Origin of the sequence: Nocardioides furvisabuli, assembly GCF_021083185.1 — a bacterium.
In the GTDB taxonomy this organism is placed as follows: domain Bacteria; phylum Actinomycetota; class Actinomycetes; order Propionibacteriales; family Nocardioidaceae; genus Nocardioides; species Nocardioides furvisabuli.
Genome location: NZ_JAIGQB010000012.1, coordinates 39,669 through 64,448, shown reverse-complemented (window position 1 = coordinate 64,448; position 24,780 = coordinate 39,669). Strand labels below are relative to the sequence as shown.

At 71.6% G+C, this 24,780-nt stretch carries 23 protein-coding genes and 1 pseudogene; 9 read left to right on the top strand and 15 right to left on the bottom strand.

The features are described 5' to 3' along the window. Nucleotides 1-2 precede the first annotated feature (2 nt). Nucleotides 3-764, top strand: coding sequence for an isocitrate lyase/PEP mutase family protein (locus K4G59_RS18395; protein WP_231252516.1), 762 nt, complete (start codon nt 3-5; stop codon nt 762-764). Nucleotides 765-771: 7 nt separating this feature from the next. Here K4G59_RS18395 and K4G59_RS18390 read toward each other — a convergent pair whose 3' ends face one another. The 4 genes from K4G59_RS18390 to K4G59_RS18375 form a co-directional block, all read right to left on the bottom strand. Further along, nucleotides 772-1,818, bottom strand: a complete 1,047-nt coding sequence (locus tag K4G59_RS18390; protein ID WP_231252515.1) for an ABC transporter ATP-binding protein — start codon at nt 1,816-1,818, stop codon at nt 772-774. Continuing rightward, entirely contained in the window at nt 1,815-2,609 is a 795-nt protein-coding gene (locus tag K4G59_RS18385) for an ABC transporter permease (RefSeq protein ID WP_231252514.1), read from the bottom strand. Before K4G59_RS18385 ends, K4G59_RS18390 begins: the two co-directional genes overlap by 4 nt. Further along, nucleotides 2,606-3,397, bottom strand: a complete 792-nt coding sequence (locus K4G59_RS18380) for an ABC transporter permease (RefSeq protein ID WP_231252513.1) — start codon at nt 3,395-3,397, stop codon at nt 2,606-2,608. Before K4G59_RS18380 ends, K4G59_RS18385 begins: the two co-directional genes overlap by 4 nt. 86 nt (nt 3,398-3,483) lie before the next feature. Further along, on the bottom strand, nt 3,484-4,608 hold the full coding sequence (locus tag K4G59_RS18375; RefSeq protein ID WP_231252512.1) for an ABC transporter substrate-binding protein: 1,125 nt from the start codon (nt 4,606-4,608) through the stop codon (nt 3,484-3,486). A 261-nt stretch (nt 4,609-4,869) separates the two neighbouring features. Between K4G59_RS18375 and K4G59_RS18370 the strand changes: the two genes are divergently transcribed. Then, nucleotides 4,870-6,591, top strand: coding sequence for a fumarate hydratase (locus K4G59_RS18370; RefSeq protein ID WP_231252511.1), 1,722 nt, complete (start codon nt 4,870-4,872; stop codon nt 6,589-6,591). A 5-nt stretch (nt 6,592-6,596) separates the two neighbouring features. Here K4G59_RS18370 and K4G59_RS18365 read toward each other — a convergent pair whose 3' ends face one another. Beyond that, nucleotides 6,597-7,460 carry a MerR family transcriptional regulator gene (locus tag K4G59_RS18365; protein ID WP_231252510.1) on the bottom strand — a complete coding sequence of 288 codons (864 nt, stop codon included), beginning with the start codon at nt 7,458-7,460 and terminating at the stop codon, nt 6,597-6,599. A gap of 101 nt (nt 7,461-7,561) precedes the next feature. Between K4G59_RS18365 and K4G59_RS18360 the strand changes: the two genes are divergently transcribed. Continuing rightward, nucleotides 7,562-7,798: a hypothetical protein gene (locus tag K4G59_RS18360; RefSeq protein WP_231252509.1), complete on the top strand. Its 237-nt coding sequence runs from the start codon at nt 7,562-7,564 to the stop codon at nt 7,796-7,798. A 5-nt stretch (nt 7,799-7,803) separates the two neighbouring features. Here the strand turns inward: K4G59_RS18360 and K4G59_RS18355 are convergent, their stop codons facing one another. Then, complete coding sequence (locus K4G59_RS18355; protein ID WP_231252508.1) at nt 7,804-8,697, bottom strand: MerR family transcriptional regulator; 894 nt, start codon at nt 8,695-8,697, stop codon at nt 7,804-7,806. A 104-nt stretch (nt 8,698-8,801) separates the two neighbouring features. On the opposite strand from K4G59_RS18355, the gene K4G59_RS18350 reads away from it, so the two are divergent. Beyond that, nucleotides 8,802-9,491, top strand: coding sequence for a spermidine synthase (locus K4G59_RS18350; protein ID WP_231252507.1), 690 nt, complete (start codon nt 8,802-8,804; stop codon nt 9,489-9,491). A 4-nt stretch (nt 9,492-9,495) separates the two neighbouring features. Here K4G59_RS18350 and K4G59_RS18345 read toward each other — a convergent pair whose 3' ends face one another. Continuing rightward, entirely contained in the window at nt 9,496-11,382 is a 1,887-nt protein-coding gene (locus K4G59_RS18345; RefSeq protein WP_231252506.1) for a penicillin-binding transpeptidase domain-containing protein, read from the bottom strand. Between K4G59_RS18345 and K4G59_RS18340 the strand changes: the two genes are divergently transcribed. Then, nucleotides 11,381-12,796, top strand: coding sequence for a class II fumarate hydratase (locus K4G59_RS18340; protein WP_231252505.1), 1,416 nt, complete (start codon nt 11,381-11,383; stop codon nt 12,794-12,796). The two genes, K4G59_RS18345 and K4G59_RS18340, sit on opposite strands and share 2 nt — an antisense overlap. Nucleotides 12,797-12,911: 115 nt before the next feature. Beyond that, nucleotides 12,912-13,397 (top strand): annotated as a pseudogene (locus K4G59_RS18335) (DUF4396 domain-containing protein); the annotation flags it as partial. A 15-nt stretch (nt 13,398-13,412) separates the two neighbouring features. Here K4G59_RS18335 and K4G59_RS18330 read toward each other — a convergent pair. The 3 genes from K4G59_RS18330 to K4G59_RS18320 all read right to left on the bottom strand — a co-directional run bounded on the left by K4G59_RS18330 (nt 13,413) and on the right by K4G59_RS18320 (nt 16,821). After that, the gene (locus tag K4G59_RS18330; RefSeq protein WP_231252504.1) at nt 13,413-14,102 is read right to left on the bottom strand and encodes an aggregation-promoting factor C-terminal-like domain-containing protein; all 690 of its coding nucleotides are present in this window, start codon (nt 14,100-14,102) and stop codon (nt 13,413-13,415) included. A gap of 379 nt (nt 14,103-14,481) precedes the next feature. After that, entirely contained in the window at nt 14,482-15,822 is a 1,341-nt protein-coding gene (gene phoH2 / locus K4G59_RS18325) for an RNA 5'-3' helicase PhoH2 (RefSeq protein WP_231252503.1), read from the bottom strand. Nucleotides 15,823-16,041: 219 nt separating this feature from the next. Continuing rightward, complete coding sequence (locus K4G59_RS18320) at nt 16,042-16,821, bottom strand: isoprenyl transferase (protein ID WP_231252502.1); 780 nt, start codon at nt 16,819-16,821, stop codon at nt 16,042-16,044. Nucleotides 16,822-16,916: 95 nt separating this feature from the next. Between K4G59_RS18320 and trhA the strand changes: the two genes are divergently transcribed. Together trhA and K4G59_RS18310 are read left to right on the top strand one after the other, a co-directional pair. Further along, the gene (trhA, locus tag K4G59_RS18315; protein WP_231252501.1) at nt 16,917-17,642 is read left to right on the top strand and encodes a PAQR family membrane homeostasis protein TrhA; all 726 of its coding nucleotides are present in this window, start codon (nt 16,917-16,919) and stop codon (nt 17,640-17,642) included. Between the two features lie 104 nt (nt 17,643-17,746). Continuing rightward, on the top strand, nt 17,747-18,151 hold the full coding sequence (locus tag K4G59_RS18310; RefSeq protein WP_231252500.1) for a hypothetical protein: 405 nt from the start codon (nt 17,747-17,749) through the stop codon (nt 18,149-18,151). Here K4G59_RS18310 and K4G59_RS18305 read toward each other — a convergent pair. Next, nucleotides 18,138-19,082, bottom strand: coding sequence for a DUF1353 domain-containing protein (locus K4G59_RS18305; RefSeq protein WP_231252499.1), 945 nt, complete (start codon nt 19,080-19,082; stop codon nt 18,138-18,140). The two genes, K4G59_RS18310 and K4G59_RS18305, sit on opposite strands and share 14 nt — an antisense overlap. Nucleotides 19,083-19,132: 50 nt before the next feature. After that, a complete protein-coding gene (locus tag K4G59_RS20270; RefSeq protein WP_308189434.1) occupies nt 19,133-20,410 on the bottom strand; it encodes an FAD-binding protein in 1,278 nt (425 codons plus the stop codon). 72 nt (nt 20,411-20,482) lie between these two features. Between K4G59_RS20270 and K4G59_RS18290 the strand changes: the two genes are divergently transcribed. Further along, the gene (locus K4G59_RS18290; protein ID WP_231252498.1) at nt 20,483-21,472 is read left to right on the top strand and encodes a YihY/virulence factor BrkB family protein; all 990 of its coding nucleotides are present in this window, start codon (nt 20,483-20,485) and stop codon (nt 21,470-21,472) included. A 16-nt stretch (nt 21,473-21,488) separates the two neighbouring features. Here the strand turns inward: K4G59_RS18290 and K4G59_RS18285 are convergent, their stop codons facing one another. The 3 genes from K4G59_RS18285 to K4G59_RS18275 are packed head-to-tail and all read right to left on the bottom strand — an operon-like array spanning nt 21,489 to nt 24,676. Continuing rightward, nucleotides 21,489-22,418, bottom strand: coding sequence for a carbohydrate ABC transporter permease (locus K4G59_RS18285; RefSeq protein WP_231252497.1), 930 nt, complete (start codon nt 22,416-22,418; stop codon nt 21,489-21,491). Further along, the gene (locus K4G59_RS18280; protein WP_231252496.1) at nt 22,418-23,347 is read right to left on the bottom strand and encodes a carbohydrate ABC transporter permease; all 930 of its coding nucleotides are present in this window, start codon (nt 23,345-23,347) and stop codon (nt 22,418-22,420) included. Before K4G59_RS18280 ends, K4G59_RS18285 begins: the two co-directional genes overlap by 1 nt. A 3-nt stretch (nt 23,348-23,350) precedes the next feature. Beyond that, complete coding sequence (locus tag K4G59_RS18275; protein ID WP_231252495.1) at nt 23,351-24,676, bottom strand: ABC transporter substrate-binding protein; 1,326 nt, start codon at nt 24,674-24,676, stop codon at nt 23,351-23,353. Nucleotides 24,677-24,780: the final 104 nt, after the last annotated feature.

Sequence of the window (24,780 nt, the reverse complement as noted above, 5' to 3'; positions counted from 1 at the left end):
CCATGGACACCGCCACTCGCGCCACGACCCTGCTCGAGCTCCACCACACCGGCTCCACGCTGGTCCTGCCCAACGTCTGGGACGCCTGGTCGGCCCGCGTCATCGCCGACGCCGGCTTCGCCGCCCTGAGCATCGGCAGCCACCCGCTCGCCGACTCGCGCGGGCAGGGCGACAACGAGGACATGTCGCTCGACGACGCCCTCGACGGCGTACGCCGCATCTGCTCCGCGGTGCCCGACGTGCCGGTCACCGCCGACATGGAGGCCGGCTACGGGGTCCCGCCCGCCGAGCTGGTCGAGCGCCTGCTCGAGGCGGGGGCCGTGGGCCTCAACGTCGAGGACACCGTGCACTCCGAGGGCGGTCGGCTGCGGACGGTCGCCGAGCACGCCGACTACATCGGCGGGCTGCGCCAGGCGGCCGACGCGGCCGGGGTCGACGTGGTGGTCAACGCCCGCACCGACGCCTTCGTCAAGGCCGACCAGTTCGAGGACCCCGTCGCCGAGGCGATCACCCGACTCCTGGCCTGCGAGGAGGCGGGTGCGCGCTGCGTCTACCCCGTGAAGGTCCCCGACGCCGCCACCCTCCAGCAGGTCCTCGACGCGCTCTCCGGCCCGGTGAACGTGATCGCCGACCCGCGTGCCGGGTCGTCCGCCGGCTCGCTCGAGGACCTCCAGGTCATGGGCGTGCACCGGGTGACCTTCGGCCCGCTGCTGCAGAAGCAGCTCGCAACAGACCTCGCCGCGCTCGTCGCCCCCTGGAAGTAGGACGTCCTCACGCCACGACCAGGACGGGCACCGGGTCCACCTCGAGGCGTACGGCATCGCCCGGCCGCAGCCGCAGCGCGTCCGAGCTGGCCAGCTGGGCGACGACGTCCGTCCCGTCGGCCAGGGTGCTGGTGACGCGCGACAGCGGGCCGAGGAACATCACGGTCGCCACGGTGGCCGTGCCGGCGGCGTCCGCCACCACCGACACTGACTCGGGCCGGACCAGGGCGTGGCCCGCGCCGCTGGTCGAGCCGGGCAGGACCGGCACCTGGCGACCCAGCACCGCAGCGACTCCGTCGCTCACGTGAGCCGGAAGCCGGTTGCTGAGCCCGACGAACTCCCCCACGAAGCGGCTGGCCGGGGCGGAGTAGAGCTCCGCAGGCGGAGCGAGCTGCTCGAGGCGGCCCGCGTTCATCACTCCCACCCGGTCGGCGACGGCGAGCGCCTCCTCCTGGTCGTGGGTGACGAAGAGCGTCGTGGTGCCGACCTCGATCTGGACGCGCCTGATCTCGTCGCGCAGCTGCACGCGCACCTTGGCGTCGAGGGCCGACAGCGGCTCGTCGAGGAGCAGGACGGACGGCTCGATCGCCAGCGCGCGGGCCAGGGCCACGCGCTGCTGCTGGCCGCCGGAGAGCTGGTGGGCGTAGCGGTCTGCGTGCTCGCCGAGGCCGACCAGCTCGAGCATGTCGCCCGCGCGCCCCCGGCGGGTGGCACCGTCGCGACCGCGCATCTTGAGGCCGAAGGCGACGTTGTCGATCACCGTCATGTGCGGGAAGAGGCTGTAGGCCTGGAAGACCATCCCCATGTCGCGCTTGCTGGCCGGCACCCGGGTCAGGTCCTTGCCGCCCACCGACACCGTGCCCGACGTGGCCCGGTCGAGGCCCGCGAGGATGCGCAGCGCCGTGGTCTTGCCGCAGCCCGAGGGGCCGAGCAGGGCGACGAGCTCGCCGGGGGCGAGATCCAGGGTGAACCCGTCGAGGGCCTTCACCGTGCCGTAGGCACGGGTGAGGTCGGACAGGGCGACGGCGAGACCGCGCGACGTCTGGTCGGTCATGAGGAGGCTCCTTGGTTGCGCCGGTGCCGGTCACGGCTGAGGAAGGTGAGGCCGACGAGCAGCACGGACACCAGCAGCATCGAGGCCAGCGCGGCCGCCATGGCAGCGGGCCCGTTGCTCTTGTAGAGGGCGGCCATCGCCACCGGGAGGGTGTCGAAGTGGAGCAGGGAGGCGAAGACGTACTCACCGAGCACCAGGGCCACCGAGATGAAGGCGGCACCGAGGATGCCGCCGGTGATGTTGGGCATGATGACCCGCACGACGACGGTGAACCAGCCGGCGCCGAGCGACCGGGCCGCCTCCGACAGCGTCGTGGCGTCGATCCCCGACAGCGAGGCGTCCACGGCGCGGAACGAGTAGGGCAGCACCAGCACGACGTAGGCGAACGTCAGCACCAGCGCGCTGTCGCCCAGCAGGTAGGTCACCCATGAGTAGACGTTGCCGATGCCCACCACGATCACGAGGGCCGGGATGGTCAGCGGGAGCAGGCACAGGAACTCGATCAGCTTCTTGGCGCGGGGCACCCGCAGCCGGACCCACACCATCGTCGGCACCAGCAGGGCGACCATCAGCACGACGGTGAACAGCGCGAGCAGGAGCGAGGCGACGATCGAGGACCGCAGGTCCTCGTCGCGGAACATGAAGGTCCAGTTGTCCCACGTGCGCCCCGGGGCGCTCCCGCGGACCTGGGTGGAGAAGTCGAACATCGCCAGCAGCGGCACGAAGAAGTAGGCCGCGAAGACCAGCAGCACCGCCGCGCGGGCGATCCGGAAGCTCCTCGACGGGGTCATCGCATCCACCTCGACGTACGCCGCAGCAGCAGGCTGTAGGCCACCATCACCAGCGTCACCACGACGATCATCTCCAACGCGAGCGCGAACCCGACGTTGGCCTGGCCCAGGAGGACCTCGCTCGTGATGGCCTGCCGGATCAGCAGCGGCACGATGGGCTGGCCCTGGCTGACCAGGACCGCCGCCGTGGCATAGGCGGCGAAGGCGTTGGCGAAGAGCAGCAGGACCGCGCCGAGGAAGGCGGGCGCCAGCAGGGGAAGGGCCACGTGGCGCCAGTAGGACCAGGTGCTCGCCCCGAGGTTCACCGCGGCCTCGCGCCATTGGGGGCGCAGCCCCTCGAAGGCGGGCGCGAAGACGATCACCATCAGCGGGATCTGGAAGTAGCAGTAGACGACGACCAGCCCGGGCAGCCCGAAGAGCCACCCCGAGCCGTAGAGGTCGGCACCGAAGAGGTCGCTGACGAGCTGGGTGAGGATCCCGACCGGTCCGATCGTCGCGATCCACGCGAAGGCGAGCACCACTCCACCGAACTGGGCCAGCACGCCGCTGATGGCGAGCGTCGTACGGCGCAGGAGGCTGTGCGGTGGCATCGACACGATGAAGTAGGCGAGGAGTCCCCCGACCACGGCGCCGATCAGCGCCGTGGTCGCGGACAGGATCAGCGATCCCTTCAGCGCCGAGACGGCAGCTTCGCTGGTCAGGGCGTCGAGGTTGCCCAGCGTCAGCGCGCCGTCCTCGTCCTGGAACGCGCCGAGCACGACGGTGAGCGTCGGGACGACGAGGAACACCAGGACGAAGACGAGGAACGGCAGGAGCGGAAGGGCGGGGGCGACGGCGAGCCGTCGTCCCCGCCCCCCACGAGTGGCGGGCGTGCTCAGCGGATGGCCTTGGACCAGTTCGCTGCGAGGTACTCGCCGGCCGTGACGGTCTGGTCGTCGGTCGGGACCACCGGGTCGCCGCTGACCTCCGGGAGGGCACCCCAGAGCTCGGCGTCGATCGTGCCGGCCTCGGCCATCGCGTCGCCGCGGACCGGGCGGGCACCGCCCTCGAGCCAGAGGTTCTGTCCCTCGTCGCTGTAGAGGAACTCCTGCCACAGCCGCGCCGCGGCCGGGTGCGGCGCGTCGGCGTTGATGGCCTGGAAGTAGTAGCCGGCGACGACGGCCTCCTCGGGGACCACGGTCTTCCAGGTGTCGACGTTGGCCGCGGCGGCCGCCCCGAGGTAGTCCCAGTCGATCACGACCGGCGTCGTGCCCTGCTCGATCGTGGTCGAGTCGGGGTCGACGGTGAGGAAGTTGCCAGCCTCCTTGAGCTCGGTGAAGAAGTCCACACCGGGTGCGATGTCGTCGGCGGACCCGCCGTTGGCGATGGCCGCCATCATCACGCCGCTGAAGGCCGCGCCGGCCTGCGTCGGGTCGCCGTTGAGAGCGACCTTGCCCTTGAACTCGGGCTTCAGGAGGTCGGACAGCGACGTCACCTCGGGGACCACGGCCGAGTCGTAGCCGATCGACATGTAGCCGCCGTAGTCGTTGACCCAGGCGCCGTCCGGGTCCTTGAACTCGTCGGGGATGTCGTCCCACGTCTCGACCTGGTAGGGCGCGAACATGTCGGTGTTGGCGAGGGCGACCGACTGGCCGAGGTCGAAGACGTCGGGCGCGCGGTCGGTGCCGGCGAGCTCGTTGGCCGCGTTGATCTCGTCCTGCGAGGCAGCGTCCGGCTGGGCGGAGTTGACCTCGATGCCGTACTTCTCCTCGAAGGTCGAGATCACCTCGCCGTAGTTGGCCCAGTCCGGCGGGAGGGCGATGACGTTGAGCTCGCCCTCGTCCTGGGCGGCCTGGACGAGCTCGTCCAGGCCACCGAAGTCCTCGGTCGAGGTGGCGGCCGCGGCGTCCACCCCACTCTCGGTGGTGGTGTCGTTCTCCTGCTCGGGGGCGGCGCAGGCCGCCACGGACATGAGCGTGGCCGTCGCAGTGAGCGAGACGAGCATCGTGCGGGTGTTCATCGGACCTCCAGTGAGCAACTGCTGCGGGTCGGCGGGGTGTGCCGCGCGGAGCCTCGTGGGTCCCGTCGTTGCGGAGGCTACTCCCGGATGGCCACCACGCGTCCGACCAGTGAACACCCGGTCGTCGTCCCGTACCGGTCCGGACGGGCGGATCGGCCACGTGCCGGACAGCAAGCTCGGCGCGAGCGTGCACGTCCGGGAGCACGACGGCACCTGAGCCGCGTCACACCACCGCCGCGGCGCGGCGTACGCTCGGGTCCCGTGACGACCGCTGCCGCCGGCCCCGAGTTCCACTACTCCGACCTCCTCCCGACCGCCGGGTCCAACGGCGCGGACGAGACCCCCTACCGGTTGATCACCACCGAGGGCGTCTCCACGACCGAGGTCGACGGACGCACCTTCTTGAAGGTCGAGCCCGAGGCGATCCGCCGGCTCACCGAGGAGGCGATGCACGACATCAGCCACTACCTGCGCCCGGGCCACCTGGCGCAGCTGCGGAAGATCATCGACGACCCCGAGGCCTCGGGCAACGATCGCTTCGTCGCGCTCGACCTGCTCAAGAACGTCAACATCTCCGCCGGCGGCGTGCTGCCGATGTGCCAGGACACCGGCACCGCGATCGTGATGGGCAAGAAGTCCGAGGGCGTGCTGACCGGCGCCGACGACGGCGAGGCGATCAGCCGGGGCGTGTACGACGCCTACACCCGGCTGAACCTCCGCTACTCCCAGCTCGCGCCGCTGACGACCTTCGAGGAGAAGAACACCGGCACCAACCTGCCGGCGCAGATCGAGCTCTACTCCACGCCCGCCAGGGACGTCCCGGAGTACAAGTTCCTCTTCATGGCCAAGGGCGGCGGTTCGGCCAACAAGTCGTTCCTCTTCCAGGAGACCAAGGCCGTCCTCAACCCGACGCGGCTGATGGAGTTCCTCGACGAGAAGATCCGCTCCCTCGGCACCGCCGCCTGCCCGCCGTACCACCTCGCCGTCGTCATCGGCGGCACGAGCGCCGAGTTCGCGCTCAAGACCGCGAAGTACGCCTCCGCGCACTACCTCGACGACCTCCCGACCGAGGGCTCGATGAGCGCGCACGGCATCCGCGACGTCGAGCTGGAGGAGAAGGTCTTCGAGCTGACCCAGTCCTTCGGCATCGGCGCGCAGTTCGGCGGCAAGTACTTCTGCCACGACGTCAGGGTCGTGCGCCTGCCCCGCCACGGCGCCTCCTGCCCCGTCGCGATCGCCGTCTCGTGCTCGGCGGACCGGCAGGCGCTGGGCAGGATCACCCCGGAGGGCGTCTTCCTCGAGCAGCTCGAGACCGACCCGGCGCACTACATGCCCGACGCCGGCCTGGCCCACGACATCGAGGGCGGCGCGGTCGTGCCGATCGACCTCAACCAACCGATGCCGGACATCCTCGCCGAGCTGTCGAAGCACCCGGTCAAGACCCGCCTGTCGCTGACCGGCCCGCTCGTCGTGGCGCGCGACATCGCGCACGCCAAGATCAAGGAACGCCTCGACGCCGGCGAGGAGATGCCGGCCTACCTGAGGGACCACCCGGTCTACTACGCCGGTCCTGCCAAGACCCCCGAGGGCATGCCGTCGGGCTCGTTCGGCCCGACCACCGCCGGTCGCATGGACTCCTACGTCGAGCAGTTCCAGGCCGCGGGCGGCTCGATGGTGATGCTCGCCAAGGGCAACCGGTCCAAGCAGGTGACCGAGGCGTGCGGCACGCACGGCGGCTTCTACCTCGGCTCCATCGGTGGCCCGGCCGCGCGGCTCGCCCAGGACTGCATCCGGTCCGTGGAGGTCGTGGAGTACGAGGAGCTCGGCATGGAGGCGGTCTGGAAGATCGAGGTCGAGGACTTCCCCGCCTTCATCGTCGTCGACGACAAGGGCAACGACTTCTTCACCGACCCGTCCGGCGCCGTGACCGTCCCGTTGAGCTCGTTGACCGGAGCCGGGATCCGGGTGCGCTCGGCGGAGTAGTCCCCTCAGCCCGCGACGAGGCGGCCGGCCAGTGACGCGGCGGCCTCGCCGGGCTGGTGACCGAGCGGTTCTGCGCCCTCGATGCGCCCTTGCTGGGCACCACCGAGGAGGACGGTCGTCGAGGTGGAGATGGCCTCCACCGCCTCGCGGACCGCCGGGAGGTCCTCGACCGTCGGGACCGCGAGCACCACGGCGTCGGGCCCGAGCTCGCGCACGGTGTCGACCCAGGCCTCGACGGGCAGGTCGGCGCCGAGGTAGGTGACCTGCACCCCGCGGCTGCGGAGCACCATCGCGAAGCCCATCACGCCGAGCTCGTGGCGCGAGCCGCGTGCCAGTCCGACCAGCACTCGAGGCGACTCGCCGTCGGGGTGCGGGAGCTGGTGGAAGGCCTGGGAGAGACGTCGCAGCACCGCGGCGCTGACGAAGTGCTCCCCGGCCACCGTCACGTCACCGCGCTGCCAGGCCTCGCCCAGCCGCACCAGCGAGGGCATCAGCCACTCGTCCACCACGTCGGCGAGGTCGGCCTGCGCGAAGACCTTGTCCAGGGTGCTCTCGAGGCGCACCACGTCGAAGTCCTGCCCGCACGTCACCAGCTCGTCGAGGTGCGACAGCGGCGAGCCCGGTGACGGGACGTCGCCGGCGATGGCACTCGACCGGTCCTCGAGGACCTTTCTCGCGGCCTCGCGCGGGGTCCACCCGGAATCGACGAGGTCACGCATCACGGCCAGTCGCCGCACGGCCTCGTCGTCGTACAGGCGGTAGTTGCCCTCGGAGCGCACGGGCTCGACGACCCCGTAGCGCTGCTCCCACTTGCGGAGCGTCTCGCGGGGCACGCCGGTGAGCTGCGAGGTCCGGCCGACGGTGTACACACCCCGAAAGGTACACCACGTTGGACAAACCCTGTACATACCCTCTACGTTCGTCTTGCCCACAACAGTGGACAAACTGTGGACAACCCGGGAGCGCGACCATGTCGGACACCTACCAGCCCACCGCCGAGGACCAGCGCATCGGTGTGTGGCTGCGCTCCGCCGGCATCGCCGTCATCGCCGCCGCCGCCCTCGGCTCGGTCCTCTTCGTCCACCCGGCCGCCTCCGAGGTGCCGGCGACCGACAGCACCTGCCAGATCAAGGTCGTCGGCGACGCCTGGACCGGCCAGGGCTGCGACGACGTCGCCGAGGGCGCAGCAGAGGGCGCCGCGGACTGACGCGGTCAGCCCTTCACGGGGATGCCAGCGAGCCGGTGCGCCAGCGCCACGGCCGCGGCGCCGGGCAGGTGGCCCAGGTGCGTCCCCCCGGCCACCGCGTCCTGGTGTGCCCCGCCGAGCAGCACCTGCGTCAGTGCCTCGAGGGCCTCCACCGCCTCGCGCACCGCAGGCAGGTCCTCCAGGGACGGCACGGCGAGCACGGCGGCCGCGGGCTCGATCAGCCCGACCGCACCGAGCCAGGCCTCCAGCGGGAGGTCCGCCCCGAGGTAGGTGACCATGACGCCGCGCGAGCGGAGCACCGTCGCGAACGCGAGGACCCCCATCTCGTGCCGGGACCCGCGCGCGAGCCCGACGACCACGCGAGGACTCGCGGGAGGGGCAGGCGGCAGCGACGCGAAGAGCAGGCCGAGCCTGCGGTGCACCGCGGCCGTCACGAAGTGCTCGCCGGCCACCGACACCTCGCCGCGTTGCCACGCCCGGCCCAGGCCCCCGAGCGCCGGCATCAGCCAGTCGTCCACCACGCTCGCAAGGTCGGCGCCCGCGAGATCGGCGTCGGCGAACGCCTCGGCCACCAGACGCTCGAGCCGCGGCACGTCGAAGTCGACCGCGCACCCCACCAGCTCCTGGATGCGCACGTCGGTGCTGGTGGCCTCGCGACGGGGCAGCTCGGCCTCGGCCGCCGCCGGGTCCTCGACCACGTGGCGCGCGGCCTCCTGCGCCGACCAGCCGGCGTCGACCAGGCTGCGCATGACGCTGAGGCGGCGCACCGCGTCGTCGTCGTAGAGCCGGTAGTTGCCCGCTGAGCGCTGCGGGACCACCACGCCGTAGCGCTGCTCCCACTTGCGCAGCGTCCCGGTCGGCACGCCGGTGAGCTCAGCAGCCCTCCCGACGGTGTACACCCGACCACCGTAGAACGCGAACGGCCCCGCGAGAAGGCCTTTCGCCCCGTCCGCGGACACCCCGGGGTGAGGCCGCACAGCGCCGGCGTGGGCAGGATGGTGGCGTGGACAGCGTGAGCAGCGTGGACAGCGTCGAGATCGCCCGGGCCGAGACCGAGCGCGGAGAGGTCGTGCTGCGACGGCGTACGTCGGACAGCGCGGCCGACGTGCTGGAGCTGCGCGTCAACGGCGTCTTCGTGATGGACACCCTCGAGACGACCAGCGAGATCGAGCTGGCCGCGCAGGCGCTCGCCCTCGTCGAGCAGCCCGCGTCGGTGCTCATCGGCGGGCTGGGGCTGGGCTTCACTCTCCAACGCGTCCTCGCCGACCCCCGTGTGGAGCGGGCGGTGGTGGTCGAGATCGAGGAGGTCCTCATCCGCTGGATGCGCGACGGCACCGTGCCCCACGGGCCCGCGGTGCTCGCCGACACCCGCGCGACGGTGCTCAACGCCGACATCACGATGGCGATCGCCGAGGCCCGCTCGACCTACGACCTCGTGCTGCTCGACGTCGACAACGGACCGGGCTACCTCGTCCACGACGGCAACGAGTCGGTCTACGAGGCGGAGTTCCTCACCCGCTGCCGCGAGCTGCTGAGCCCCGGCGGGGTCCTGGTGGTGTGGTCGGCCAGCGCCGCACCGGAGCTGCTGGCGGTGCTGCGGGACGTCTTCGGAGCAGCTGAGGAGCAGGCCCACCACGTGCTGCTCCAGGACCGCCCCGAGGAGTACTTCCTCTACCTCGCGCGCCGGACCTGACCCCTCAGCGCAGGAACGCCTCCAGCACCGGGCCCGCGGTCTGCGACCCCGAGACGCCGGTCTCGACGAACACCGCCACCGCGAGGTCGCCGCGCGTGGCGATCATCCAGGCGTGGGTGGGCAGGTCACCTGCGGCACCGGGCTCGCCGTACTCCGCGGTGCCGGTCTTGGCCCCGATCTCCCCCGGTACGTCGAGCAGGAACCGCCCCGAGCCCGTGGTCACCACGGCCCGCATCAGCCCGCGGAGGGTGCCGGCCTCCCGGCCGGTCAGCGGCACCTGTGGCGCCACCTGCTGCACCTCGTGGTCCGGCAGCAGGACCGGCAGGACCGTGCGGCCCTCGACGACGGAGGAGGCGACCGTGGCCATCGCGAACGGGCTGGCGAGCACCGTCCCCTGGCCGATCAGGTCGGCCGCGGCACCGGTCTCGGTCTCCGCCGGCGGCACCTGGCCGAAGTAGACGCCGAAGCCGAGGTCGTGGTCGACCCCGAGACCGAGCGCGGCCGCCGCGGCGGAGAGGTCGCTCGGGTCGAGGCGGTCGGCGTTGGTGATGAGGGCGGTGTTGCACGACTGCGCGATCGCCTGGACGAAGGGGATGTCCCCGAGCGCGGAGGACGGGTAGTCGTCGTAGTTCTTGAAGGAGCGGCCGTCGACCACCGTGGTGGCCGGGCAGGACACGACGTCGTCGACGGCGAGCCCGCTGCGCAGGAGAGCCAGCGAGCTGACCACCTTGAAGGTCGAGCCCGGGGCGTACTGCCCGGTCGCTGCGAGGTCGGCACCCGCCGCGCCCTCGCCGTTGGCGGTGGCGAGGACCGCCCCGTCCGAGGGGCGGATCGCGACCAGCGCGGCAGCTGGAGCACCGGCGCCGAGGGTGGCGAGCGCGTCCTCGGCACGCTGCTGGAGATCCGGGGACAGCGTGGTGACCAGGTCGGCGCCGTCGGTGGCAGGCACCTCGAAGAGCGTGCGGAGCACGTCGTCGGCGCCCCGGGCGACCACGGCCGTGCCGGGGCTGCCGCGCAGCTGCTCGTCGTAGCGCGCCTGGAGGCCGGACAGCCCCACCTCGTCGCCGGCGACGATGCGGCCACCGGACTCCTCGACCACCTCGGCGGTCGCCGGGCCCACGCGTCCCAGCAGGGTGGCGGCGAACTCGCGGGTCGGGGCCAGCGGGAGGGTGTCACGCACCGCGAGCGCGCCGGGCACCCGGCGGAAGGCGGGCAGCACGTCCAGGGCGTCGTCCTCGCGCAGCACGACGGCCTCGACGAAGGCCTCGGCCCCCATCGCCTCGGCGCGCTCGGCGTACGCCGCCGCGTCGACGTCGAGGATGCGGGCGATCCGACGGGCGCTGCGCGCGACCTGCGTGCCCTCGACCTTGGTCTTGTCGAGGCCGTAGCGCAGGACCGGGCGTTCGGTGACGAGCACCGCTCCCCCGTCGCCGGTGATGTCGCCGCGTTGCGGGGTCAGTGTCCGCAGCCCGACCGTCTCGCCCTCGGCGAGCCCGGGGGCGAGGTCGTCGGGCGACCAGGCGACCACCCAGGTGCTGCCGTCGCCACCCTGTGTCAGCGCCACGGTGGTCTCGTACTCCCACGCCGCGGCGTCCGAGACCTCCCACCGCCAGGCGAGGGTCGCCTCCGCGCGCCCCTCCTCCTCGACCTCCAGGACGTCGACGACATCGACGACGACGGGCACCTCGTCGAGCGGCGCGACCAGCTCCGCGAAGGCGGTCCGCTGCGCCTCGTCACCCAGCGGCACGTCGCCGAGCGAGTGCTCCGAGAGCGCCGCGGCGAGGTCGGCGGCGAGGTCGGCGGCAGGGTCGGTGTCATCGCCGCCGAGCGCGGAGCAGGCCGAGGCGACCCCCACGAGCACGGCGGTCATCCCGAGACGGAGTGAACGCATGGCTCCATCGTGCCGGGGTACGGTCGATGTCGTGAGCGAGACACGCACCGAGCACGACTCGATGGGCGAGGTCGAGGTGCCTCGCGAGGCACTCTGGCGGGCGCAGACGCAGCGCGCGATCGAGAACTTCCCGATCAGCGGCCTGACCCTCCAGCCGCGCCACGTCCAGGCGCTGGCGCACGTGAAGGCGGCGGCTGCGAGCGCGAACGCCGCGCTCGGCGTCGTCAGCCACGAGCAGGCCCACGCGATCGTGGCGGCCGCCGACGCGATCGTCGCCGGGGACCACGACGGGGAGTTCCCCCTCGACGTGTTCCAGACCGGGTCGGGCACCAGCTCCAACATGAACGCCAACGAGGTGATCGCCACCCTCGCCGCGCAGGCCGACGTCGAGGTGCACCCCAACGACCACGTCAACGCCTCGCAGAGCAGCAACGACACCTTCCCGACGAGCATCCACGTCGCGGCGACGCTCGCCGTGGTCGACGACCTCGTCCCCGCGCTGGAGCGGTTGGCGTCGTCGTTCGAGGCGAAGGCCGAGGAGTTCGCCGACACGGTCAAGGCCGGGCGCACCCACCTCATGGACGCCACGCCGGTGACGCTCGGCCAGGAGATGGGTGCGTACGCCGCCACGCTGCGCCTCGGCGTCGAACGGCTCGAGGCGGTGCTGCCGCGGGTGCGAGAGCTGCCGCTGGGCGGCACCGCCGTCGGCACCGGCATCAACACCCCGGCCGCCTTCGCCGAGCGCGCCATCGCGGCGCTGGCCGAGCGCACCGGGCAGCCCTTCACCGAGGCCCGTGACCACTTCGAGGCCCAGGGCACCCGCGACTCGCTCGTCGAGCTGTCCGGGGTGCTGCGCACGGTCGCGGTCGGCCTGACCAAGATCTGCAACGACCTGCGCTGGATGTCGTCGGGTCCGACCACCGGCCTGGCCGAGATCCACCTGCCCGACCTGCAGCCCGGGTCGAGCATCATGCCCGGCAAGGTGAACCCGGTCCTGCCCGAGGCGACGCTCATGGTCTGCGCCCGGGTCGTCGGCAACGACGCGACGATCGCGTGGGCCGGCGCGTCGGGCAGCTTCGAGCTCAACGTGATGATGCCGGTGATGGCGCACGCGCTCCTGGAGTCGGTCCACGTGCTGTCCACCTCGACCGTCCTGCTCGCCGAGCGCTGCGTCGACGGCATCACCGCCGACGCCGACCGGATGCGCCGCTACGCCGAGTCCTCGCCGTCGGTCGTCACGCCGCTCAACGCGCACATCGGCTACGAGCAGGCCGCCACGGTCGCGAAGAAGGCGCTCGCCGACGGTGCGACCATCCGCGAGACGGTGATCGCGATGGGCTTCGTCGAGCGCGGCGAGCTCACCGAGGAGCAGCTCGACGCAGCCCTCGACGTGGACTCGATGACCGGGCGCTGAACCGGTGGACAGCACGAACACGATGGCGATCTCCGCCACCCTCCATGCCTCACGGGCTGTGCCATCGGCGAGATCCTCGGGCTGATGATCGGCACCGCGCTCGGGCTCGGGCACGTGGACCACCATCGCGATCGCGGTCGGCCTGGCGTTCGGTTTCGGCTACACCCTGTCGACCCTGCCGCTGCTGCGGGCCGGCCTGGGTGTCGGCGCCGCGCTCAGCGTCGTGCTCGCCGCCGACACGCTCTCGATCGCGACGACGGAGCTGGTCGACAACTCCGTCATGGCACTCGTGCCGGGCGCGATGGAGGCCGGCCTGGTCAACCCGGTCTTCTGGCTGTCGATGATGCTCGCGCTGACCGTGGCCTTCTTCGCGGCCCGGCCGGTCAACCGCTACCTCCTGGCCCGCGGCAAGGGCCACGCCCTGACGCACGAGTACCACGGCGCCGAGCCCGCCGGGGCCCGCCGCCGCTTCATGCCCGACCTGGCGACGCCGACGCTGGTGGCCGCCATCACGGCCTTCCTGCTCGGGCTCGCGGTGTCGGTCGCCGACGACCGCGGTGCGGAGCCGACCGCACGGCACTCGGCGCCGGCTCTCCGGTGACGACCGCCGCCCGGGTCAGTACCAGCCATTGCCCTGCTTGAAGCTCCACGCGCTGCACGGGGTGCCGTAGGTGTCCTGGATGTACTCCAGCCCCCACCGGATCTGCGACTCCGCGGAGGTCATGTAGTCGGCCGGCAGGTCGTGGAGCTGCGTGAGGGCCTGCGGGATGCCGTACGCCGACGACGTCGGGTTGTCGGCGTCGACGCGCCAGTCGGACTCGCTGACGTAGAGCGAGTCGAGGCAGGAGAACTGGTCGGAGGAGAAGCCGTACGCCGGCAGCAGCGCGCGAGCGATGTCGCGCGGATCGCCCTCGGACAGCGTCTCGGAGCGGGTGACCGCGGAGCCGGCCGACATCTCGAGGGCCGCGGCCTTGGTGGCGTCGGTGCGCCGCCCGGAGCGGGAGACCGTGGTGCGCTCCCGAGGCTGCTCGGGCGCTGCCGCGCCGGCGCCGGCCACGCCGGACGCGTCGCTCGACGGCGTACTGCGGGGCGTCGCGGTGTCCGCCGGCTCGGCGACGTCGGCCGCGGCCGGGACGAGCACGTCGCGGTCCTGGATGGCCAGGCCGCCGCTGACGCTCACGCCGGTCGCCGCGGCGGCGAGGCCGGACAGGACGAGGCCCGTGCGCAGGGCGCGGCGCGGGGCACGCGGGGCCTTGTGCTTGCCGGGGGCGCGGTGCGTGGGGACGTACTTCTCAGGCTTGGGCACGAGAGCTCACGGGGGTCGACGACGGGGGTGCACGCGTCACGAGGACGCGCGGGCGACCGTCCCGGATCCGGGCGGTGCAACGAGGTGCTGGCACGCTCCCCCGACCCTGCCGACGACCAAGATCACGAAACGGTCACGAGCCACCATGCATGAGGCGCGGAGGCCGTGCAAACCGAACGGCACAACCGCTGACGCCTCATTGATCACATGGGCCTCTGGCGCCCCTTCGCTCTCATCCGTCACGGGCCGGGCGGGTCGGGCATTGCTCGGGATCCCCGGTCGGCCGGTGATCCCATACGTTGTCGGCCCTTGCAGAGCCTGACAACCTACGGAACCACCGGCCAGCCGGGGATCCCTCGAGGCGGACACGGGCCGACCCTCAGAGCGTCACGTCCTCCAGCATCTCGGTCACGAGCGCCGCGATGGGAGAGCGCTCGGAGCGCGTGAGCGTCACGTGGGCGAAGAGCGGGTGGCCCTTGAGCTTCTCCACGACCGCCACGATGCCGTCGTGGCGTCCCACACGCAGGTTGTCGCGCTGGGCGACGTCGTGGGTGAGCACGACCTTGGAGTTGGCGCCGATGCGCGAGAGCACCGTCAGCAGCACGTTGCGCTCCAGCGACTGCGCCTCGTCGACGATGACGAAGGCGTCGTGCAGCGACCGGCCCCGGATGTGGGTCAGCGGCAGCACCTCGAGCATCCCGCGGTCCATCACCTCGTCGATGACGTCCTTGCCGGTGAGCGCGCCCAAGGTGTCGAAGACGGCCTGGGCCCAGGGCGACATCTTCTCGTTCTCCGAGCCGGGGAGGTAGCCGAGCTCCTGGCCGCCGACGGCGAAGAGCGGGCGGAACACGACGACCTTCTTGTGCTGGCGACGCTCCATCACCGCCTCGAGCCCGGCGCACAGCGCCATCGCCGACTTGCCGGTGCCGGCACGTCCGCCGAGGGAGACGATGCCGACGTCGGGGTCGAGGAGCATCTCCAGCGCCACCCGCTGCTCGGCCGAGCGGCCGTGGATGCCGAAGGCGTCGCGGTCGCCACGGACGAGGTGGACCCGCTTGTCGGCGCCGACCCGGCCCAGGGCCGTGCCCCGTTCGGAGAGCAGCACGAGTCCGTTGTGGCACGGCAGGTCGCGCGCGTCGGCGAGGTCGATGACGCCGTCCTCGTAGAGCTCGTCGAGGTCGGCGGCCGGCACCTCCAGCTCCGTCATGCCGGTGTAGCCGGAGTCGCTGATCTTCTCGGCGCGGTACTCCTGGGCGTCGAGGCCGACGGCCGAGGCCTTGATCCGCAGCGGCAGGTCCTTGGAGACGAGGGTGACGCGGTGGCCCTCGTCGGCCAGGTTGCGCGCCACCGCGAGGATCCGGGTGTCGTTGTCGCCCAGCCGGAAGCCCGAGGGGAGCGAGGCGGCGTCGGTGTGGTTGAGCTCGACGCGCAGGGTGCCGCCCTGCGAGCCGATCGAGACCGGCTCGTCGAGGCGGCCGTTGACGACCCGGAGGTCGTCGAGCGCCCGCAGCGCCGCCCGGGCGAAGTAGCCCAGCTCGGGGTGGTGGCGCTTGCCCTCGAGCTCGGTGATCACCACCACGGGGAGCACGACCTCGTGCTCGGCGAAGCGGGTCAGCGCGCCTGGATCGGCGAGCAGGACGCTGGTGTCCAGGACGTAGGTCTGACGGTCACCGCGGGTGGAGCCGGACGATGCGGAGCTGGATGAGGACTTGCTGGCCACGACTAACCCCTTGCTGCGGGTCGGCGCGCGCACTCCTCGCCCGGCCCGTGTCATTCAACGGACCGGAGAGCTCCCATCTGAGTGCTCAAGGACTGCCTCCCGGTACAGCAGGCTTCCCCACCTGCCGATGTCGCGAAAGTACGCCCGTACGCAGGCCGATCCGGGGCGACACGCCCGAACGCGAGGTGACGCCTCGGTTGACGTCCGACGACGGGCTGGTCAGCCGCCGAAGCGGCGCTCGCGGGCGGCGTACGCACGGATCGCGCGCAGGAAGTCGACGCGGCGGAAGTCGGGCCACAGCGCCTCGCAGAAGTAGAACTCCGAGTTCGCCGACTGCCAGAGCAGGAAGCCGCCGAGGCGCTGCTCGCCCGACGTGCGGATCACGAGGTCGGGGTCGGGCTGGCCCTTGGTGTAGAGGTGCTCGGCGATGTGCTCGACGTCGATGAGGTCGGCGAGCTCCTCCAGGGAGGTGCCGCGCGTCGCGTGCTCGGCGAGCAGGGCGCGTACGGCGTCGGCGATCTCGCGTCGCCCGCCGTAGCCGACGGCGACGTTGACCAGGATCCCGTCGATGTCGCGGGTCGCCTCCTCGGCTGCCTTGAGCCGGGCGGCGGTCTCGGGCGGCAGCAGGTCCAGCGCGCCCACCGGGTGGATGCGCCAGCGACCGGCCTCGGCCAGCGACGCCACGGCGCCCTCGATGATCGCCAGCAGCCCGGTGAGCTGCTCAGGGGGGCGGTTGGTGAGGTTGTCGCTGGACAGCAGCCACAGCGTCACGACCTCGACCCCGACCTCCTCGCACCAGCCCAGGAGCGGGCGGATGTTGTCGGCGCCGGCCTGGTAGCCCTCGGCAGTGTTGAGGCCGACGGCCTTGGCCCAGCGCCGGTTGCCGTCGAGCATGACGCCGACGTGCTGGGGGATCTGGTCGGTCGGGAGGAACTTCACCACCCGGGACTCGTAGGCCGGGTAGAGCACCCGTCGCACCGCGTCCTTGAGCCTCACCACCCACCGATGGTAGCGCCGTGTGACGGAGCCCTCCGCGTCGCTCGGGTGCGCGCGTCACCGCTCAACGGGTAATTTCGTCCCATGGAGACCACGACATGACGCCACGCGACCGTGTCGAGCACGCCGTGGAGCGCGCCGGCGAGGTCATGGCCGACAAGATGGCCGAGGTCAAGCCCCACCTGCGCGGCTGGCTCCACGCCGGGACCGCACCGCTGGCCCTCGCGGCGGGCATCGTCCTCGTGGCCCTCTCGCCCACCCCGTTGACCCGCATCGGCTCGCTGGCCTTCGCCCTGTCGGCGCTGCTCGTCTTCACCGTGTCCGCGATCTACCACCGCGGCAACTGGTCCCCTCGCACGTGGGCGTTCCTGCGGCGCTTCGACCACGCCAACATCTTCGTGCTCATCGCCGGCACCTACACGCCCTACGCGCTCCTCTTCCTCGACGGCACCGCGCGCACGACGCTGCTGGTCGTGGTCTGGGTGGCGGCGCTCGCGGGCGTGATCTTCCGCGTCTTCTGGACCGACGCGCCGCGCTGGCTCTACACGCCGATGTACATCGCCCTCGGCTGGGCGGCCGTCTTCTTCATCCCGCAGTTCATGGAGGGCGCCGACCGTTTCAGCACCGGCGTCGCCATCGCCACCCTGGTCCTGGTCGCCGCGGGCGGCATCCTGTACACGCTCGGCGGCGTGGTCTACGGGCTCAAGCGCCCCAACCCGTCACCGCGGTGGTTCGGCTTCCACGAGGTCTTCCACTCCTTCACCGTGCTCGCCTTCGCCGCGCACTACGTCGGCGTCTCGCTGGCGACGTACTCCCTGCGCTGAGCCGTCCGCGCGCCTGCCGGGTGAGGTCGCTCACGCTCGGAAACGATCGGCGGGTCGCGGGCGTCGTACAGGGGTACGCCCTGTCGCCGACCCGAACCTGTGAGATGACCCCACCCGAGAAGATGCAGCCCGAGAAGACCCAGCCCGACGCCCGCAAGCCCTTGCTCGACCTGTCCCTGCCCCAGCTCGTCGCCGGTGCCGTGGCGGCCGCCACCGCTGCGATCCTGAGCAGGCAGATCGGCCTGCTCGGCACGGTCGTGGGCGCGGCCTTCGCCAGCGTGGTGTCTGCGGTCGTCACCTCCGGTCTCGTGGGCGGGTGGCAGCGCGTGCGCACGGTCCCGAGCCGCTTCCCGCGCAACGTCAGCGGCATGCTGGTGACCGCGGCGGCCCTCGGCCTCGTCGCCGTGGCGCTCCACACCGGCGTCGACCTGCTGACCCGCGACCTCCCGCGTGACACCTTCGCCGCGCGCTGGCTGGCCGAGATCGGCGTCGGCGTCAACCGAGGCTGATGCCCGAGAGGACGGCGAACACCGCGACCGCCCCGACCACGACCACCGCGGCCAACGCCCACGCCAGGAGCGCGGAGCGACGGGCCAGCCGCTCGAGCGCGAGGTAGGTCGCCGCGATGACGGCCACCCCGACCGTCACGTGCAGCAGGACGGCGAGCATGACCCCGGCGATGGCGCCGGCGATCCGCAGCCGCCCCCACAGCAGGCTCAGCGCGAGCGGCAGCACGATCGCCCCCGACAAGCCCCCGAGCAGCTCCTGCCACCACGGCCGGTCACCCATCCACGGCACGTCGACAGCGCCGACCCACGACCGGTCGAACAGGTCGCTGGTGGCGCTCCAGCCGAGCCAGACGATGGTCACGATCGTGACGGCGGCCGCCACCCGGTAGGACCAGTGGCGCGCCCGCGACCACGGCACGGCGCGACCGACGAAGATCGTCGCGACCGTGACCGCGGTCCACACGATCCAGCGCCTGATCACCCCGGTGCCCGTGTCGGCCATCGCGTCGCGGAAGACCCGGTCGGCCTCGACCCGGTCGACGGTGCGCCCCTCGGTGGAGACGTACGACGTCGGGTCGTCGCGCCCGGCCACCAGCGCGTCGTGCAGCAGGGCCGCCGGCAGGTGGGCGCCGGTCTTGGGCACCAGCCAGGTGAAGATCGCCGGCACGGAGGTCAGGTCGGTGCGAAACGCCGCGTCCGCCGGCACCAGCAGCTCGCCGAGGTGGCGGTCGCGGTAGGCCAGGCGGCGCTCCAGGGAGAAGGTCTCGACGCCCTCCTCGGCGTGGCGCTCGAGGACGATCCGCATCTCCTCGGCCGGGTCGGGCGGCTGGCTCGGAGCACCGTCGCGGGGCAGCGTGCCGCCGTCGTAGAACCTGCTGACCTGCGCCTGCACCTGGTCGGACACCCGGCCGACGCGTTCTGGAGCCTGCATGACTCCCAGTGTGGCGACCGGGACCGACAGGTGCCAGAGCCCGTCCGGACTCAGCGCGGCGGCAGGAGCAGGTCGTTGCGGAACACCCCGTCCGGGTCGAGACGCGCACGAAGGGCCTCGAAGGCGGCCACGTCGTACGCCCCGGCCGGTGCGCGGAGCTCGGGGGTGGCGGTGATCTTGCCCCAGTGCGCGCGGGGCTCCCAGGGCGCCAGGGCGTCCTCCACGGCTCGCAGCGCCGGCAGCACCAGCTCGGGCTCGGGCCGCCAGGTGAAGTGCGCCATGACCGAGTCGCGACCACGCAGCGGGCTGAGCCACAGGTCGTCGGCGGCTGCGGACCGGATCTCGTGGACGAGCAGCGCGGACGCGACGAGGTCGCTGATGCGCGCGAGCGCGGGCAGCAGGTGCGGGGCGGCCTCGCGGGGGAGGAAGAGCTCGCTCTGCAGCTCCTCCCCCACGCTGGGCACGTGCGAGGCGCGGAAGTGCGGGAGGCGTTCGTGCCACGGCCCCGGCGTCCCTTGCTGCGGCGAGGCAGCGGCCGGGTCCACCCCCGGCACCGGGTGCACCTCCCGGGCGGCCGGGACGCGGGAGGCCAGGCAGGGCGCCAGGGTCCCCGGGCGGTCGAGCCTGTCCTTGACCCACACCGAGGAGACCGTGGCGGGGTCGGACAGGTCGGTGAAGACGCTCACGCTGGTGCCGCTTCCCAGGACCGCCAGCAGCTGCTCGGCCACCTCCGACGCCGGCAGCCCCTCCCACACCCGCTGGCGGACCTCGTAGGTCGGCTCGGTGCGCAGCCACAGCCGAGTCACCACGCCCAGCGCGCCGAGCGAGACCACCGCACCGCGGAAGTCGGCGTGGGCGCAGTCGAGGCGCACCAGCTCCCCCGACGCGGTCACGAGCTCGACGGCGACCACGGCCGTCGCCAGGGACCCGAGGTCGTCGCCGGACCCGTGGGTGCCGGTCGCACAAGCGCCGGCGACGCTGATGTGCGGCAGCGAGCCGAGGTTGTGCAGCGCACGGCCGCGCGCCTGGAGCACCGGAGCCACCTCCGCGTACGTCATCGCGCCGGGGACGACCGCGACCGCACCGTCGGCGCCCTGGAGCTCGACGGACAGGCCGAGGTCACGGGTGCTGACGTGCACCCCGTCGGTGTCGGCCACGCTCGAGAAGGAGTGCCGCGAGCCGAGCGCCCGCAGCCGGTCGCCGGCTGCGGACGCGGCGGACACCACCGCCTGCAGCTCGGCGACGCTCGCTGGGCGGACGAGCTCTCGTGCGGCGTAGGTCAGGTTCCCGGACCAGTTGGTCCGGCGGCCGCGGTCGGGGGTGCTCACCAGGTGCTCCTCGGGGTGGGGGTGCCCGGCCACTGCGTGCTGCGTGACCCGGCAGAGCCCTAGTGTGCCGCCATGACCACCGCCCGCACCGTGCCCGTCACCACCGAGATGGACGGTGACGAGCTCGACGCCGAGGACGCCTGGCACCTCGCCCGCCACCACGGCCTGCGCAAGATCGCTGTCGAGTCGTTCGTGCGGTTCCGCTACGGCGACGGGTTCACCAACTCCCGCGCCCTCGCGCTGCAGGTGTGCCTGGCGGTCGTGCCGTTCCTGCTCGCGCTGACCGGTCTCGCCTCCGACATCGACGAGGAACGCCCGGCCGCCGTCGTCGCACACGTGGTCGACGCGCTCTCCCCCGGCTCCGGCGACGGCGACGCGCTGGCGTCCGCGGTGGAGGACTCCGACACCTCCGAGATCGCCGGCGAGGTGGCGCTCGTCCTGGGCCTGGGCTTCGCCCTGCTCTCCATGACGACAGCCTTCGCACAGGTGGAGCGCGGCGCCAACCGCATCTACGGCATCCGGCGCGACCGCAAGGCGCTGCACAAGTACGGCCGCGCCGCCGTGCTGACGGTCGTGCTCGCGGTGCCGGTCGGCATCGGCTTCGTGATGATCGTCGGCGGCCGGGCGCTCGGCGACGCGATGGCCGAGAACTACGGGTGGTCCGACGGCTCCGTCCTGTGGTGGAACGTCCTGCGCTGGCCGCTCGGGCTGGCCCTGCTGGTGTTCGCCATCGCGGTGCTGCTCGACCACGCCCCGCGGCGGCAGCAGCCCGCCCTCTCCTGGCTGGCCCTCGGCTCGGGCATCGCGGTGGCGCTCACCACCGTCGCGACCGCCGGGTTGGCGGCGTACGTCTCGCTGAGCGGGTCGTTCGGCAGCGTCTACGGTCCGCTGGCCGGCATCTTCGCGCTGCTGCTGTGGGCGCTGCTGTCGTCGGTCGCGTTCTTCTACGGCACCGCGGTCTGCGCGCAGCTCGAGGCGCTGCGAGCCGGCGAGACCACGCCGGTCCTCGACGACCCCGGCCGCCCGCACGCGCGGACCGTCGACGACGGCGCCGTCGACTGAGGCTCCTCGCGGGCGCTCAGCCCTTGGTCGACCCGAGCGTGAGCCCGGAGACGAACTGCTTCTGCAGGGCGAAGAACACCACCAGCACCGGCAGCGCGACGATGATGGAGCCGGCCGCAACCAGGTTCGTGTCGGTGAAGAACTGCCCACGCAGGTTGTTGAGCGCCGACGTCACCGGCAGCTTGTTGCCCTGCTGGATGAGCACCGTCGCCCAGAAGAACTCGTTGTAGACCCACGTCACCTGCAAGGTGGCCAGGGCCGCGAGCGCAGGGCGTACGAGCGGCATCGTCAGCTGCCAGTACTGGCGCCACACGCTGGCGCCGTCGAGCTCGGCGGACTCGTAGATCTCGTGCGGCAGGGTCTTCATGTAGTTGCTGAGCACGAAGGTGCAGAACCCCATCTGGAACGCGGTGTTGACCAGGATCAGCGCCCAGAAGCTGTTGAGCATCGAGCCGGAGTCGCTCATGAACAGCGGCAGCGGGATCTCGCGGAACATCCTGAACACCGGGATCAGCAGCGCCTGCGGAGGGAGCAGGTTCGCCGCGAGGAAGATCCCGAGCAGCGTCAGGTTGAAGCGATAGCTGAACCGGGCGAGCACGAAGGCGACCATCGACGACAACCACAGCGTCATCAGCACCGCCGGGACGGTGATGAGCAGCGAGTTCTTCAGGTGCAGCCCGAAGTTGCCGCGCGACCACGCCTCCTCGTAGTTGCTGGTCGTCCAGCCGCCGAAGGAGAGGTAGCCGTTGGCCTGGGTGTAGTTGTAGTCCCGGAAGGAGTTCGCCAGCGCCCAGATCAGCGGGAAGAGCCAGGCGAGCGCCAGCAGCGCGATGATCACGGTGGCGACCGTCCCACGACGCTTGCCCAGGACGCCCCCCTCCTGGCGGGTCGGGGGCGTCGCCCTGACCGGGGCGGGTGCTGCGGCGACCGGCGTCTCGTACGTCATCAGGAGCGCTCCTCTCGGAAGACCGTCCGCAGGTAGAGGGTGATGAAGACCGACGAGATCAGCATCATGACCACGGCCAGCGCGGAGCCGAAGCCGTACCGCGTCGCCTCGCCGACGACGTTCTGGGCGACCAGGGCACCGATGACCTCGAGTCCGTTGCGTCCCTTGTTGATGACCCAGACGAGGTCGAAGGCACGCAGCGACTCGATGACCACGATCACCACGACGACGAGGTTGATCGGTCGCATGACGGGGAAGATGACGTGGAAGAACGTCTTCACCTCGTTGGCACCGTCCACCGCAGCCGCCTCGCGCAGGCTGGCGTCCACGCCCTTGAGACCCGCCAGGTAGATGAGCATGACGTAGCCGGTGTGCCGCCACGCCGTGGCGACGAGCACGGCCCACAGGTTCACGTCGGGATCGCCGTACCAGTCGACCTCGCTCCCGAAGACCTGGTTGATCAGGCCCTGGTCGCGGGAGTAGAAGAGCTGCCAGATGAAGCCGATCAGCGCCAACGAGAGCACGACCGGCATGTAGAAGGCCGTCTGGTAGACCCGGCTCCCCTTCATCTCCCGGTCGAGGACGACCGCGAGCAACATGCCCAGGAGCGTCGGGAAGACGACCAGGAAGCCGAGCCAGATCAGGTTGTGCTGGATCGCCGGCCAGAAGGCCGGGTAGATGGTGACGATGTCCTCGTAGTTCTGCAGCCCGACCCACTCGATGGTGTCGAGGTCACCGAACCCGTTCCACCTGCCGAAGGACAGCACCACCGACAGCAGCGCCGGCACCCACACCAGCAGGACGACGAGGGCGAGCGGGACGGTCACCATCGTGATGACGGTGAAGCGGTCCCTCGCCGGGAGCTTCTTCTCCTTGCCCTGGGGCGGTGCGCTCGCGCCCTGCTGCGGCGCCTCCTCGACGTGTGCCATGGCTCAGCCGAGGATCGAGGCGGCCTGTTCCTGGATGCTCGCCGTGATCCCGTCGATGTCGTCGGGGTCCTTCAGGAACGCCTGGATCGAGGGGATCATCACCGTGTTGGCGAAGTCGGCGTTGGTGTCACGGTCCATGAACTGGGCGATGTTGGCGGCCGCGCCCACGACCTCGGCCGACTTCTTCTGCAGGTCGGTGTAGGGGCTGGTGCTGGCGTTCGAGTTGGCGGAGATGAACGGGGCGTCGGCGCCCGCGTTGGCAGCGTCGGCGGCCGCCGCGCTGCCGAGCCACTTGACCATCGCCTTGGCGGCGTCCTGGTTCTTCCCGGCCGAGGCCACGCAGAAGCCGTCGATCGGGGCGTCCAGGGCGTCGGCGCCGATGCTGGAGTCGAGCGCCGGGAAGGTGAAGAAGTCGAGGTCGTCGGCGACGTCGCTGATGGCGTCGACCACGAAGGTGCCCAGCAGGTACATCCCGGACTCGCCGTTCCCCATCGAGGTCGCGGCCTCCTGCCAGGTGCGACCGAGCGGGTCGGCCTGGTGGTAGGGAAGCAGGTCCTTCCAGGTCTGGAACACCAGCTTGACCTCGTCGCCGTCCCACGCCTCGTCGCCGGCCATCAGGCTCATGTGGAAGTCGAAGCCGTTGAGGCGCATGTTGAGGATGTCGAAGGTGCCCATCGCGGGCCAGCCGTCCTTGTCGCCGAAGGCGAAGGGGGTGATCTTCTTGCCCTGCATGTCGTCCATGAGGGCGAACAGGTCGTCGCTGGTCTCCGGTGCGGTCCAGCCGTTCTTCTCGAAGACCGACTTCTTGTAGAAGACCGCCCACGGGTAGTAGCTGGCCGGCACGAAGTACTGCTTGCCGTCGGGGGCCGTGGAGGCTTCCTTGAAGGAGTCGTTGAGCCCGTCGATGGGCCACTGGTCGCTCAGGTCGGAGATCAGGCCGGCCTCGGCGAACTGCGCCATGCGGAAGCCTGCGAACCAGGTGAAGACGTCGTCGGGGGTGCCCTGCAGGTAGGTGTTGATGCTCTCCTGGAAGGTGTTGTGGTCGACGGCGTTGAGCGCGACCTCCGTGTCGGTCTCGGCCGTGTAGGCCTCGGCCATGGCCGCCAGGCGGTCGTAGGCGGGACCGGACCCCTTGGCCTCGTTGATGCCGAACTTCACGGTGGCGCCGGAACCGGTCGCCGGACCGTCGTCGCCACCGCAGGCGGCGAGCAGGCTCGCCCCTCCGACGGCGAGACCACTGAGCCCGATGCCCCGGAGGACGGAGCGTCGCGTCGCAGCCATGGTGGCGACGGCGGAGCGGGGGATGGCGGTGGATGTGGTGCGGGACACGTCGGCCTCCAGAGGACAAAACCCAACAAGGATGGACAGCATGTGACGGCTGACACAGCCCCGTCAAGCCCCCAGCAGGTTCCAGGTAGTCACAATTCGAACAT

Coding starts and splice junctions, on each gene's coding strand:
- K4G59_RS18395 (WP_231252516.1), top strand. CDS start 3: ATGGACACCGCCACTCGCGCCACGACCCTGCTCGAGCTCCACCACACC.
- K4G59_RS18390 (WP_231252515.1), bottom strand. CDS start 1,818: ATGACCGACCAGACGTCGCGCGGTCTCGCCGTCGCCCTGTCCGACCTC.
- K4G59_RS18385 (WP_231252514.1), bottom strand. CDS start 2,609: ATGACCCCGTCGAGGAGCTTCCGGATCGCCCGCGCGGCGGTGCTGCTG.
- K4G59_RS18375 (WP_231252512.1), bottom strand. CDS start 4,608: ATGAACACCCGCACGATGCTCGTCTCGCTCACTGCGACGGCCACGCTC.
- K4G59_RS18360 (WP_231252509.1), top strand. CDS start 7,562: ATGTCGGACACCTACCAGCCCACCGCCGAGGACCAGCGCATCGGTGTG.
- K4G59_RS18340 (WP_231252505.1), top strand. CDS start 11,381: ATGGCTCCATCGTGCCGGGGTACGGTCGATGTCGTGAGCGAGACACGC.
- K4G59_RS18345 (WP_231252506.1), bottom strand. CDS start 11,382: ATGCGTTCACTCCGTCTCGGGATGACCGCCGTGCTCGTGGGGGTCGCC.
- trhA (WP_231252501.1), top strand. CDS start 16,917: ATGACGCCACGCGACCGTGTCGAGCACGCCGTGGAGCGCGCCGGCGAG.
- K4G59_RS18310 (WP_231252500.1), top strand. CDS start 17,747: ATGACCCCACCCGAGAAGATGCAGCCCGAGAAGACCCAGCCCGACGCC.
- K4G59_RS18305 (WP_231252499.1), bottom strand. CDS start 19,082: ATGCAGGCTCCAGAACGCGTCGGCCGGGTGTCCGACCAGGTGCAGGCG.
- K4G59_RS18290 (WP_231252498.1), top strand. CDS start 20,483: ATGACCACCGCCCGCACCGTGCCCGTCACCACCGAGATGGACGGTGAC.
- K4G59_RS18285 (WP_231252497.1), bottom strand. CDS start 22,418: ATGACGTACGAGACGCCGGTCGCCGCAGCACCCGCCCCGGTCAGGGCG.
- K4G59_RS18280 (WP_231252496.1), bottom strand. CDS start 23,347: ATGGCACACGTCGAGGAGGCGCCGCAGCAGGGCGCGAGCGCACCGCCC.